The sequence below is a fragment of the Tissierellales bacterium genome (genome assembly GCA_025210965.1).
Classification (GTDB): domain Bacteria; phylum Bacillota; class Clostridia; order Tissierellales; family JAOAQY01; genus JAOAQY01.
In genome coordinates this window covers 1-14,207 of the sequence record JAOAQY010000070.1, presented here as the reverse complement: position 1 = coordinate 14,207, position 14,207 = coordinate 1, and the positions used below count along the sequence as shown (strand labels likewise).

The window sequence follows — 14,207 nt, the reverse complement described above, 5'->3', positions numbered from 1 at the left end:
TAAATTTAGACGTTTGTACCGCGTCAGCTCTTAGCGACTTACTTAGTATAACAAGCCCTAGTATCTTTTGCAAGGGCTTTTTGCAAGTTTTTTCGAATGTAAGTAGCAACTATGCCTTGCGTTTCAAGAAAGCAGAAAATAGGCAATAAATAGCTAATTACAGCCATATTCCCATACCACCAAATACTCCACTTTATTCACATTTTTTTGTCAACATATCAACAATTCCCTAAATTATCGGTTTTATAACCGCATACTTTTGTGGATAAGTCTTAGTTAGCCACAGTTTTATCCACATTGTCCACAGAAAAACAAGTAAAAAACCAGACATCTACGCTTTTAGTTCAACTTTATTTCTTGAAACTAATCTCTCAGATGCCTGGTTTTGTATTTCCAACAAAACAAATTAAAGTTCCGACTTGTTTGTCAACATTGCTTATCTTAATCGTATTTCTTAGCTAAATCCCACAACTTTTTCATTAATACCTCTGCTTGTTTTATTTTGCCATCTTTTCTTAAATCCTGTGCTTTTTCATACAATGTCTTCATATAGTCTACTATTGACTCTGGTGTATTTGTTTTAAGTTTCAAATCAGCTTCATTATATTCTTCGAAAGTCATTGTATCTTCTTTTGCTTCATATTTAGTTATGTTTTCTCTTATCGGAACTCTTCTCTTCCCATAATTTTCATAGCAATCGTCATACTTCGCTGCAATCTTGTAAAATTCAATCATTATTTCTCTACGTTCTTCATGCTTAACATTTTTGACTTCTTCATAAATATTCTCTAATGATTGTAAATCTTCTACACTAACTCCATCTATTTTGACATCTTCCCTCATAAAATCTTCAAAAGATTGATCAAATCCACCTGCAAATGCTGTAGCACCAAAACTTGTAGCTATAATAGCTGTAGCCATTCCCATCATTATAGTTTTTCTAATATTATTGTATAACATATTATTTCCTCCTACTTCTAATTAGTCTATTTTTTCGTATTTCAGATCATATATTTGTCCATCAATCTCAATTTCAAATATACTTGGATTAGCATCTTTATATCTGAATTTTAATCCATATAGTTCTAGTATCTCTTTTGCTGGATAATAAATTTTATCATTCACTCGTTGTTCGAACAAAACCTCTACATCTCTTTCTTCTCCTAGATAAAATACTTTCAAAGAATTCGATCCGTTTTTTTCAAATGAAAATCCTTTTTCTTCTAAAAATTCTTTTCTAAGCCATTCCGAACCATCGATGACTATCAAATCTGATATGCTCGTCTCTATTTGCTCTGTTCTCGATGAATTCAATTTCATAGGATATATCCATCTTTTTATTTTCTTTTCCAATCTTTGTTTATTGCCTGGATTCCCATAATATAGATAAAACTCTTTCCCTCCATCTTTTATCCTAAGATCACAACCTTCGTAGTTGTATTCAATAGAAAATCCATCAAATACATTTTTAAGCAAAATATATCTTCTACCTTCCATGCCAGCAAAAAGATATTTTGATTCTAAAGTTATCTCTTTTTCACCTCTCTGTACCTTTCCCTGACCCTCTTCAATGTTTAAATCCAAATCAAATCCCATTCCAATAAGTTTTTCTATATCAATATATTCATTTCCAATTATTGTAATAAATTGATCCTCAGTTGGAATCTCAAGTTCTAAAGCATCTCCTCTATTTTTTGAAGGATATTCTAATTCACTGTTTGAATCATTGATTTTTCCATCCAATATAAGAGTTTTTACTTTCTCTCTTTTTATCTCTTCTTTATCTTCTGCAGTTAAGTCACTCATACTGTGTATGATGGTGGCTTTACCCAATGAAGTTTTTTCTTCTCTAGCAAATTTTAAATCTTGTAGGTTTCCTTCAACCATAACTAGCGAAACATCATCTTCTTGAGTCATTATTGATTCTATTTGTCGCTTTATATCGTTATATAATTCAGAGTTTGCGTCCAATTTCTCATCATTTATTGTTGCTGAAACCATTATTGCTCCATCTTTTGAAAGATAGCCATCTTCACGAGCTAATGTTATTATGTCTTTTATTGCTAAAGTATAGTATTTATTTTCGAGAGAATCATTTGAAAATAAATTTTTTGCCTCTTCATTTTTATAATACGCATTCTTGACACTTAAATTTTCACTGAGCTCTAGTTCTATACTTGGGTTTATGTCTATACTAACTACTGCATATACATCCTTCGGTAAAATTAAATCATTTCCTATTTTAAATATGTCAAACGCTGAATGCCTTATTCCGACTAGTAGTATTGCAAGAACTGCGACCATGGCAATGTATTTTTTCACATTCGAAAAATGTTCTTCAACTAAATCATCATCAAAAAAGTATATTACTTGTCCTTCTTTCATACCTAACTTCTTTTTGATTTTAATATATTTATTGCCTTCTGCTAACACAATTACATATTGATCTTTTAGCTCTAATACGACTCCTCTACGCATCCATTTCACCTCCATTTAACTCTATAAAACCTCCTAGAAAATGGAGTTTTCCTATCCATATGATAGCTGTAGCAATTATGAATCTACGATTTGTTTTGAGCATTTTTTCAGATACTTCAGCTATTTTTGACAACCGCTTCCTTAGAAATTGGGCTTTTTCCCAGAGTGCAGTTCTACAAGTTGTATCATTTTGGAGAGTGTCTGCAACTTTGTAGCAATTTTGCCTAGTATCTCTGTGTTTTGGGGAACTTTCTGCAAGCTGCTCTATTGTGATTTTATTTTCTGCTAATTTCATCTTAAATAATTTTATTTCTTCGTATTTTATCATTTGCTGGTCTATAGAATCAGCAGATCCATCTACAAGTTCTTGGATGTGAATATTATTTTCTATTTTCTTATCTAGTGAATCAAATCTATTGGACATTCTCTTTTCAATTCGAATTCCATCTACAATTCTGTTTTTGATTATAATTCCAGCATACGAAAGAAACTTGCCTTTATCAGCATCATACGAATCTATGGCATAATTAAATCCTTCTAAAGCTATAGATAAATACACATCATTTTCTACCTCCACGTACTTACCTGTAATTCTAGTTATAGTTTTTATTATCCACGGAAAATACGATTCGATGAATTTATTTCTCAAATCTAAATCGTGTTTGACTATTTTAAGTTTTTCTTCCATATTCATTTTTTGAAATAATTTGATTTTTAAACCCATATGTTAATTCTCCATTCTCAAATACTACATGATCTTTCTAGAAAGTTTTTAATCCCTAGTACAGTAAGCACTTTTAATACTACCTTCCCAATTGTGTTTTCACTAGACAAAACTAGGTAAAACTAGGTAAATACTAGGATAAAGCTTATAAATGCTATTCAAATACTAGGTAAATACTAGGTAAAGCTATTTAAAAGCAAAATTGTCGACTATCTTTGCTTTCGATATAGTATACGGCATTTACATTTTATTTAGGTACCCATTTTAAAAAGATTTTAAAAAACATTATATACAAAACGCTGTAGTCCATAAGAACTACAGCGCTTTACTCCTAACTAATCTCACCTAAACCTATTCAAATCCTCTATTGTTAACTAATCTTCCACTTCAACAACAACACTTTTCTCTCTATTGTATATGCTACACTCATATCCATGCGCATCTAATACTGCTTTTACTATGGATAATCCCAAACCATTTCCTTTTGTTTTCGAATCTCTAGAGAAATCTCCTCTGTAAAATGGATCAAAAATATTGTCTATGGCTTTTTCTTCTATAGTTACTCCTGTATTTTCTATCGTAAATTTAAAGCTATCTTTGATTTTATTCGTTTTTATAAATATAGACTCATTGTGAGGTGAGTACTTTATGGCATTTGAAATTAGATTTTGAATTACTTTTTTCATTTCTCTTTCGTCCATCATTATAAATGTTTCTTCTATATCAAATTCTACTCTTATATTTTTTTCATTTGCTAAACCTCTCATTTCGTCATATACCTTGTATATAAGTCTTCCTAAATCACTCAATTCCAATCTCAAGTTTAATCCTACACTCTGAATTTTAGTGAGTTCTAGCATTTCATTTAGAGTATTTGTTATTTCGTCAACTCCGTCTATTGTCGGTTCGATATAGCTCATATCGTAAATTCCATCTTTTATTGCCTTGAGATTCCCTTTAACTATAGTCAGCGGCGTCTTTAAATCGTGAGATATATTCATTAGCAAAAATTTCTGATTTTCTTCTATTTCTATTCTTTTTTCATAGTCTTTTTGAATTTGCATTTTGGCATTTTTCAAATTTTCTATGTTTTCATTTAGATTATCACTCATTTCATTTATGGTATTTGATATAGTCTCTAGTTCATCTCCTGTTTTTATATTCAGATGATTTTCAAAGTTCTGCACGGCTATATCTTGAGATACTTCATTTATTTTGGAAAGTGGATTTGTTATGATTTTTTTATATAGTATTATAAGACCCAATATCGAAGTCACACCTACAATTATTAAGTACTTATTGAAGTCATTAAACATATCCACTATATCTCTAGACGGTTTTACGGTTGTAATTGCAGTTATATATCCAAAATCAGACGCTTTTATTCCTATAAGGTATTCGCTTCCCGCATATTTTATCTTATCTAGTTTCTGAGTTACACCTTTTAGATTTTTTGTTTTTGTGTAGTATTGTATTATTTGATTGTGTCTAGTCAAATTACCTTCTGTATTTTTAAATGCAACCACGCTACCTTTTATCACCGTTGCTTCTATGTTTACCACTGGCATTTCTCTATTTTTCAGATCATTTTCTTGAATTGATTTTATCCAATCATCCTCTCCACTAAATTCGACATAGAACGTTTCCTCTGTATAAAAAGCCGATTTTACTTCGTCGTCTAATTTTAAATTCACTGCCAGTAATTTCTTGTTTTTCTCCACTTCAATGGCATTAGCCTCTATATTCATACCTTCTTCTAAACTGTCAAAAAATTCTCTTCCAAATAGTGTTTCTACTCGCACTATTTCTCCATCTTCTTTTTTTATATCTATATAGTTCATCTCCGAAGCCTGCCCCAATATAGTATCAAATTTTGAATCCATCTCAAATATAGTTAGATTTTGCCTTTCGAGTAAATTTTCTTTAAATGCTTTTAGCATTTTGGAATCATCTCTGATGCTCGAATATTGTTCAATACTAGATAATAGTTTATCTTTTTTGTAGCTTGCATAATTTTTTTCTAAAAATACATTTTGAAACAAATATTGACTTACAAAAAGTATTCCTATGAGAATTACATTTATAGCTATCAGTTTGCTTCCAAGTCGTCCTAGTTTCCAATTCATTGCTATTCCTCCTCAAATGTGTAGCCAACTGATATCACTGTTTTTATCATGTATGATTTGTGTTTCATACTGCTTCTAAGTTTCTTTATCTGAGAATCAACTACCCTAGAACTTCCAAAGTAGTCGTATCCCCAAATTTTATCCAAAAGTTCATCTCTAGTAATGACTTGTGTTTTATTGTCTATTAGATATTTTAGTATCTGATATTGCTTTGGCTCTAGTTTGATTTCGTCTCCATCAATGTATACTTTTCGCTTCAGATAGTCGATTCTAAGTCCTTTAATTTCAAAGCTTTGAATTTCAGTTTCTTTGTCCTTGGAATATTTAAGTCGTTCCAATAAATGATTTGCTTTTAGCATCAATATTTCTGGATTGAAGGGTTTTGTTATATAGTCATCTATTTTGAGATGATATCCTTTTATCTGATCTTCATCATCACTTCTCGCCGTAACCATAATTATGGGAACATCTGATTCTTTTCTAATTCTCTGTGCAATCTCAAATCCATCTATTCCCGGAAGCATTATATCTAAGAGTACTAGGTCAAATTGTTCCGATTTAAATTTCATATAGCCTTCGACACCGTCTTTTTCAAGTGCTACTTCATGAAATGATTTCTCAAAATATGCTTTCATCAAATTTCCTATTTGAGGATCATCTTCTACCATCAATACTTTCGCCATCTAATCTTCCTCTCTTATTCATCAAGAACCATCAAATCACCTTCCATATGATATGGGCAATCAAAAAACTTAATTTGAGGCAATTGAACCGATACTTTTCCATTTTTAATTTCTAAATCATCTTTTTTTATGTTAGTGTAAAGAACTTCTACCATTGTTTCGTCACTTCCCCAACTAGATAATACTTCCTGTGATTTCATCAATATCCTAGCATTTCCAAGTTTGGTTTCATCCATTCTAGATTGTAATGTCATTTCTTCATCTAAATAGTTATACGCTATGAGCTGGTTTCCAAATGACATACTTTGATTTTGTTCGTATTTAGAATACCTAGGTATTTTTATAGTTTGGTATTCATCGCTTTCTAGTTGACTTGTGAATGTATCAACTCTATCTTTGATACCATTAGCACCATCATTCATTTCCTTACAAAATTTTAAAATTCCCTCTTCTATATTTTTGTTACCCTTATTTTCAATTACACCGTATTTTTTTAGTAAAAAACGGCTCGGATTCTGGTAACCAAATTCACTTTGTATCCCCAATGCATATATATTTGCATATCCTAGAGAACCTATAGTATATATTTCTCTACCCTTTGTCTGGTTCATTAGATACTCATCTTGTATCTCTTTATATTGATCTACATAGTATTTTCTAGCTGATTTTTCAAGTGTTTTCTGATCATCAGCTTTGTCATTTAATACAGCTAGAGTTTTGTATTCGTAATATGTCGCCTGACCTTCTATCTTGTCTAACTCTGAATCTGGACCATTTTGAGGATTTTCCTCTAAAAATTTCTTGTAGAAGTAATTTCCTTTTTTTATCCATTCTACTCGCACTTCGCTATCTTCTGCTAATATTGCATTTTTATAGGCATATGCTTGCTGAGCTCTGTACTCCCTCGATTTGCTATCTATTTCATGTTTTACAGCCCTATCTCCAGCTAATGATTCTCCAGTAACTAATGTTTCTGATTCCTCTAGCTTTGATTGCAATAGCATATGAGTTCCTTCGTGAACTATTACTTTTACCATATCTTGGGCAAATCTCTTGCCACTCTCTAGATTTGCTCCATATGAAAACAAATCTATATTTAGTATATATGTTTCTCTATCATTAAATTGTATTATACCAAATGAATTTGTCAAAAGTGACTCTTTAAATGTATCTGACGAGTACTCCACTAATTCATCCTTGCTGCCATATTTTTCATTCTGACTATTTATAAGATACGCTTGCCCCGTAAGGTTACTTACTAAAAGTAGCTGCACATCTTTCAAGTCAAACTCTTCATCTATCTTTTTGCTATTGTCTATAAGTACCTTTTTAGACCCCTCTGCTATAGATTTGAAGTTTTCTTTTATATACTTTATTCTATTTTCTTCCATAGCTTCATAGTCATATCCTTCTAATTCATCTAAATTTTCTTCATTTGATGAGATTTCCTCTACATTTTTGTCTACATTAGTAGTTTCTACGCTACTATTTTCAGCTATTTTCTCTTTTTCTTCGGATTGTATCTCTACTTTGCTTGATTCATTTTTTACATTTTTTGTTCCTGTGCAAGCCGTCATGCTTGTAATCATAATTCCCATGGCTAATAATATGGCTAATTTTCTCATTTAATTCTCTCCTCGCATAATATATTCAAGTTGTAAATTGATAAGTTATATTTTAGTTATTAACTTCTCGTTAGTAATATTTTAATTAGTAAGTTTCTCGATAGCGACTTTCTCGATAGCAAGATTCTTGTCAGTAAAATTCTCGTCAGTAACATTTTCGGTAGTGTGCTTTTTTGATTCTAATTTCTTCTAAGTAAATCTATAGGCAATAATTTAGATGCGCTATTCGCTGGCATCAAGCTTGATATAAGACTTATAGTTACTCCAAATATAAGTGCTCCTAAGAGTGTTGTAGCTGTAGGCATGTAAAGTCCATATCCCATTGATTTCATAGTAATAGGGTTTATTATTGCTAATCCTAGTATTGATATCAGTACTCCTGCGCCTGATGCAAAACCACCGAGTAATATCCCTTCTGTTATGAATATTTTTTTGATGTCTGCTCGCGTTCCACCTATGGCTATGAATAGTCCTATTTCCCGCTGCCTCTCAAGTACCGATATAAATAGTATGATTCCTATCATAAGAGCAGATATAAATAATATAAGGGCAGCTCCAGATAGTACTAATATATTGTAATTTTTAAACATCTGAGTTAAATCTTTTAGTAAATCTGACGGTTTTACTATGATGTACTTAGAGCCAAACTTCGAATCTATATCTCCTATAAATTTAGAGTCTTTGAGGTATACACTATAGCTATTTGTCGGTATATCTTCTCCTTTAGATATGAATCTAGATCTTCTGACTATTTCTTTTTGCTTTTCATACGATGTGTATGCGTAATCGTCTCCTACTAAACTTTTCTTTGTTATTCCAACTATCTTGAGTTTTTGCTCATCCCATCTAGATGGATAGTTTTTCAAAGGATCTTTCGCTAAGAATTTCGTAACTATCTCCTGTCCGATTAGACCGTCTATTGATTTTTCTCCCGCTATCTTTTTTGCCAAGTCTTCGGAGAATGCTATTTCATTTTCTCCATCTTTTGGCAAATTCCCATGTACTATTTCTGGGGTAGTATATTCCCCTTTGTATTCATCTTGTATTATCGATTTTGTTTTGTAATCTACTTGTCCTCTAGATGTCACTATCTTTGAATCTAAAGTATATTCATCTTGTATCAAATTCACTTTTTTATTTTCTCTGATAGCAAAATAGTCTTTTGATTTCATTTGACCTTCTTGAGTAAATGTAAGTTTTTTGCTATCAATTACTCTCTCTTTAGCATATTCTGTATAGCTTTTGATCCCACTACTTATTCCAAATGCTAGTGAAAGACTGCAAATTCCTATTATCATACTAATTGATACTAAAAAATACCTCCATTTTTTCTCCAGCAATCGTTTGAATGACAATTTGAAAGCTGCGTTTATGTCAAATGTACGTGGTGTTTTTTGTTTACCTTGCTCTGTTCTATCTTCATTTGAATTTTGAATGTCAAATGTGGTGCTTTTTCTTACAGAATCTTCTATTACTGCTCCATCTTTTAATTCAACTACTCTAGTTGCATGCTTTTTAAAATCTTCATCATGTGTTACTACTATTACTAGCTTACCTGCACCAGCTATTTCTTTTAGTAAATTTACTATCTCATCTGTTGTTTTGGTATCAAGTGCTCCTGTAGGTTCATCGGCTACTATTATATCTGGCTGTTTCACCAATGCTCTTGCAACCGCGACTCTCTGTTTTTGACCTCCTGATAATTCACTTGGCTTGTGCTCTAAATGTTCTTTAAGACCGACTTTTGTCAGTACCAGCTCACATCGTCTTCTCTTTTCTCTTCTGTCTATATCTTCCATGGCAAGTCCCAATTCCACATTCTCCGTTACTGTGAGATGATCCATCAGCTGAAAGTCTTGAAATATAAATCCAATTTTATCTTTTCTTGTATCCGCCATCTCTCTATCTGTACATGATTCTAGATTGATATCATCTATTTTTACTTCTCCTTCGCTAGGTTTATCCAATCCTGCTATTATGTTCAAAAGCGTTGATTTGCCCGAACCAGATTTACCAAGTATGCCAACCAGTTCTCCAGCTCTGAGCTTTAAGTTTATGCTTTTTAGCGCATGAACCGCTTTCGATTTCTCAGGGTTGTACACTTTACTTACATTTTTTATCTCAAGCATATTTCTTCCTCCATTTCATTCTACCTTTTTTTCTATATGCTCATTTTATAGTCTGAGTTTCAATATGAGATGGAGGCAATGTGACTTTTGTGTGGATATAATTTTCCGCCGTCTGTAGCCTTGTTCTAAATGCAGTTGAATAACATCTATCTAAACATTTTTCTACATAAAAATAAAAGCAAAATTAAGCAGTAAAATGAGCATTTGTATCTCTCATTTAATTATTACTCTGCTTAATTTTGCTTTTCAGCTTTTTCACATCTTATCGTTCACTTGATTTTTTCATTTTTTGCTCTAGTACTCTAACACGCCTTCACGATAATCTTCTTTTAAATCCTTTTGCATGTACTCTATGAGCTTATCTATCATGGCTGCCGTTTCTGCTTTAGTCATAACTTCTTTTGGATTTATATATCCTTCATACCCCTGAGCTATTCCCAAGTAATCCATCACATAAACTGCTTTCTTTGCCCATTTAGATATTTTAGCATCATCTTTAAACCTAGTATTGAAATTGTGAGTAGGTGCTAATCTTTCAAGCCCTAATGCTCGTATAACTATGGTAAAAGCCTCTTCTCTCGTTATAGTTTGATTTGGAAAAAACATATCATCTGTCTTTCCATGCATCACGTTGTTATCATTCATAGCTTTTATATAAGGGTAATCTTTGTCATCTTCTGCTACGTCTATGAAAAATGGCTTTTTAATCTCATCTTTGACGTAACTTCTCCTTATTTCATCAGATTTTTCTAAATCTAATCTAAGTGCTATGGCCATATGCCTTGCAAAATCAGCTCTCGTCTCTGGTAGATCCGGGCCAAATATAGAACCATCTTCCTCTATGATTTTAAGACTTGCGAGTTTTTTTATAGACTCTTCTGCCCAATGACCTCTTAAGTCTTCATATTTCGGCAAATACAACATCTCTTGTGGTGGATGATTTACAAGTCTCTCACTCTGTGGTTCTCCACCATTGTAGCTATAAGTCATAACCGATTCTTCTTCTTTCAAAAGTCCATATGCTCCTGCAAAAGAACTGAGATGAACTGCATTTTCAAAGTAAGAAAGTTTGTTGTTTTTGTTAAATGACAATTCAATATTTCCATATCCATACCACTCTGTAGGAGTTTCCCCGCTCTTTTGATCATAATGTAGAGTTTGCTTTATTGTTTGAGTCTCGGTACTAGACCAATAAGTATCATATCCGTATAGACTTCCATCTATATCGACTGTAACCGTATCTGCAACATTTCCATTTATTATATATTTTTTCTGGCATCTATTCCACATACCTTGATAAAATTGTATAACTGGTTGATTGTCTTTAACTACTGAACTGTGAAATTGATAATCTGAAAGTGTATACGTTGTCTGTCCATTGTCATCCGTAACAGTTATAGTCTCACTGAAACTTGCTAAATCAATAGTTTCTATTGTTTGAAGCGGAGTATCAGTATTCTTGACTCTAGTAAGTCCTATTTTTTTACTCGCTTTTATAGTTCCATCTGCACTTTTAAGATCTTTGAATGTAAGACTAGTTTGGTCTTCATTCATCTGTACCTTGCCATATAAAACTACTGGCTTTCCAGTAACAAAAATCACTTCTTTATAATCGTACTCGTCTTTAACTCCACTATCATTTTTGCTAATACCACCCTCAAATCCAGCATTATTCGTAGAAGCAAACACTCCAATCGGTGAAATCATCATGCACACCACTATACAAATACAAATCATAATCTTATTAACTTTCACCACTACTCACCTCGCTTCTTATTTTTCAATAAGTTACCTTAAGACGGTGCCTGGCACCATTATAAGGTAACTTATTGAGTTTATGGTATCAGCATTACAAATCCATAGTCATTCCATCTCATAAGATAAACTTGATCGCCTGTCTGCACCTTGTCAAAGTCTACTGCTCTATCGCCTTTGACAACAAGCATTGTCGCTCCATTTACCATAAGCCCTGTGTTGTTGTCCATCCACGTACCAGTGAATTCACTCCAATCTTTGGCATTTTTCAGACTAAATGTTTTTGTCTTGTCATCCTTGCTCTCTATTTCTGCTATAGTTATGATCTGGGATGCTGCGTCTGGATCGGTTATACTTACCGCTATAGCCATATCTCCTTTTAGAACAGCATACGCTTGTTTGTCTACAAAACTTTTGTCGCTAGTTATGACTTCATTTCTATATTTTGTGAAGTCATCAACGCTTATAGCTCGCTTTGCATCATCTGTATCTTTTCTTAGATCATATACTCTAGTTTCATCACTCAATTGGAATGTGTCTCTAGTATCGTTTATGTCTTTCCACTTTTGATTTTCTATTTCATCGTAATTTACAAAATCAAAACTGTATTTTGTCTGTTTGTCAATCTTGTCTTTTACAAGTCTATATCCTTCTGATGTAGGTGGATTGTGAACTGTAATAAATGCAGCACTTCCTTTTTCGTCAGTATATACTTTTATGCTATCACCTTTTTCAAGATTGTAAGGGTCTATTCTCCTACCATCTTTTAGTATCACTGTCCCTTCGTTGTATAAGACATCTGTGTATGCTATTTTAAGTCGTTGTGCTCCATACGCTATATCTTGTATTTTATCGTCATATGTTCGTTCATAGCCTTCTTTTATGAATACGTGGTTTGCAACCTCATCTCCAAAATGTTTTTCAGTTACTATATAGACTTCCTTGCCTTGATAATCTGACATTTTCTCAGGTGGAATTTCATAGCCTTTGAAGTAGGTTTTCACTTCACTTGAAAGTGGGTATTGTTTCTGTTCATCACTACCCGACCATGTAACTCCATCGTAGTATAGTGGATCTTCAACAACTACTTTATCTCCCTTTAGCGTAAATGGTCCCAATGTACCTTTTATGAAGTTTTCGACTTGTTTATCCTCATAACCAACATATACTTTGCTAGGTTTGTCATTGTCGTACTCGTCTAATTCAAGTCTCACAAAATCTCCTGGCTTTACTTGATCTAGTGGAATAGCTTTTTCATCCTTTATTATAGGTGTATATGCGTCTAATGTAACTTCTGTACCATTTAGTTCATCGCTATCTAGTGTAAGTGTTCGTTTTTTAGGATCTGTAAATATTACCTTTCCCTTTATATATCTAGTTTTCTTTTCTATCTTCCCAGCTTCACCTTTATTAGCGACTCCATTTAACATGACTATCTTGCCGCCTTTTATCTCGGCTTTTACTTCTAACCCAGGTATGAAATCATTTGGAAATGCTTTTAAATCATTTACAAATAAATTTGCCCTCGGGTCTAATTGAAATGCTTCGACTGCTTTTGTATCTAAGTTTTCTATGGTGTATATTTTGTCATCTATCGACTTTATTATACCTCTTATATGAGTAGACGGTCTTGTTTCTACTTCTACAAATTCTACTTTACCGTTCTTTAAATAGTACTTTATATAGTCACTTGTCTCTAGTCTGTCCTCAAATCCTAATTTACCATCCTTATACACTATAAATCCTGTGTCGTATTTTCCACTAGGCGATTTTTTGGATTTAAGTCTTTTGTAGCTCTTGTCATCTAGAGTGTCTATATTGTAAATTTTCTCTGTTATTTTTTCTGGTCCTTCATATGATATTTGACTTCCTATACTCTGAATCTGGGCATAGCCTTCTGTATATCCTCTTTTTTCAAGCCACTCTCCATCAATTCTCTTTAAAACTGTTGCAAGTTCTGCTTTTGTCATTGTATCATCTGGTTTAAAGTAACCCTTTGCATCTGCTGTAAATATGCCTTGATCTAGTATTTGTTCTACAAATGGCAAGTGATTTCTATCTATATTTTCCCAGTCTTTTAAGTTGTATATCTTTTCTATTTCTGACCATGGCTTTGGCTCGATTTCCTTAGCTCTAGCAACCCAAGCCGCTACCTGTTCTCTATCAACTGATTTTTCCCAAGTATAATCTCTTGTATAATCATTTTTCATATTGTTTTCTATATCTGTAAGTTCTGCATCTGTGTAGTCGAGGTCTTTTTCGTAGTTTATCATATTCTCAGCTACTCTCTCGTCTATTTGATCTGCTATGTTATCTGGAATCTGCTCTATGGTCTGAGTCTCTTCGGCAGTTACTATACCAAGCTGTTTTGCAAGGTCAACATAGCCCTGCCCCCAATATGTCTCTCCTGGTTTTTGAAGAGCTATGGCCTCATCTTGCCTTCCCATAGCTTTTATAAGACCAGCTAGAGCCTCGTCTCTAGTAAGTTTTTCTTCTGGTCCAAATTTTTTGTTTCCACTTCCTCTATACACATCTAGCCCCGCCATATGAAATATAGAATCCTTTGACCAATGGCTATCTAGGTCGTTAAAGTCTATATTGTTTTTCTTGTCTTTATAGTCTTTTGTGCCTTCAAGGCTTTCTATATCGTATGGCTTTACTTCCTCTGCACTAACTCGTAGAGCGGG

The 14,207-nt window shown here is 32.9% G+C and carries 9 protein-coding genes; all 9 read right to left on the bottom strand.

The window, feature by feature from the left end:
* Positions 1-441 precede the first annotated feature (441 nt).
* Positions 442-960 carry a hypothetical protein gene (locus N4A40_04980; GenBank protein MCT4661196.1) on the bottom strand — a complete coding sequence of 173 codons (519 nt, stop codon included), beginning with the start codon at positions 958-960 and terminating at the stop codon, positions 442-444.
* Positions 961-981: 21 nt separating this feature from the next.
* Positions 982-2,478 carry an anti-sigma factor domain-containing protein gene (locus N4A40_04975; protein MCT4661195.1) on the bottom strand — a complete coding sequence of 499 codons (1,497 nt, stop codon included), beginning with the start codon at positions 2,476-2,478 and terminating at the stop codon, positions 982-984.
* Positions 2,471-3,202: a hypothetical protein gene (locus N4A40_04970; GenBank protein ID MCT4661194.1), complete on the bottom strand. Its 732-nt coding sequence runs from the start codon at positions 3,200-3,202 to the stop codon at positions 2,471-2,473. The genes N4A40_04975 and N4A40_04970 overlap by 8 nt, the downstream gene beginning before the upstream one ends.
* A 374-nt stretch (positions 3,203-3,576) precedes the next feature.
* On the bottom strand, positions 3,577-5,328 hold the full coding sequence (locus tag N4A40_04965; protein ID MCT4661193.1) for a HAMP domain-containing histidine kinase: 1,752 nt from the start codon (positions 5,326-5,328) through the stop codon (positions 3,577-3,579).
* 2 nt (positions 5,329-5,330) lie between these two features.
* A complete protein-coding gene (locus N4A40_04960; GenBank protein ID MCT4661192.1) occupies positions 5,331-6,011 on the bottom strand; it encodes a response regulator transcription factor in 681 nt (226 codons plus the stop codon).
* 14 nt (positions 6,012-6,025) lie between these two features.
* The gene (locus N4A40_04955; GenBank protein ID MCT4661191.1) at positions 6,026-7,636 is read right to left on the bottom strand and encodes a hypothetical protein; all 1,611 of its coding nucleotides are present in this window, start codon (positions 7,634-7,636) and stop codon (positions 6,026-6,028) included.
* A gap of 179 nt (positions 7,637-7,815) precedes the next feature.
* The gene (locus N4A40_04950) at positions 7,816-9,765 is read right to left on the bottom strand and encodes an ATP-binding cassette domain-containing protein (GenBank protein ID MCT4661190.1); all 1,950 of its coding nucleotides are present in this window, start codon (positions 9,763-9,765) and stop codon (positions 7,816-7,818) included.
* A gap of 294 nt (positions 9,766-10,059) precedes the next feature.
* Positions 10,060-11,520: an S-layer homology domain-containing protein gene (locus tag N4A40_04945; GenBank protein ID MCT4661189.1), complete on the bottom strand. Its 1,461-nt coding sequence runs from the start codon at positions 11,518-11,520 to the stop codon at positions 10,060-10,062.
* An 80-nt stretch (positions 11,521-11,600) separates the two neighbouring features.
* A partial coding sequence (locus tag N4A40_04940; protein MCT4661188.1) for an S-layer homology domain-containing protein occupies positions 11,601-14,207 on the bottom strand: 2,607 nt, incomplete at its 5' end.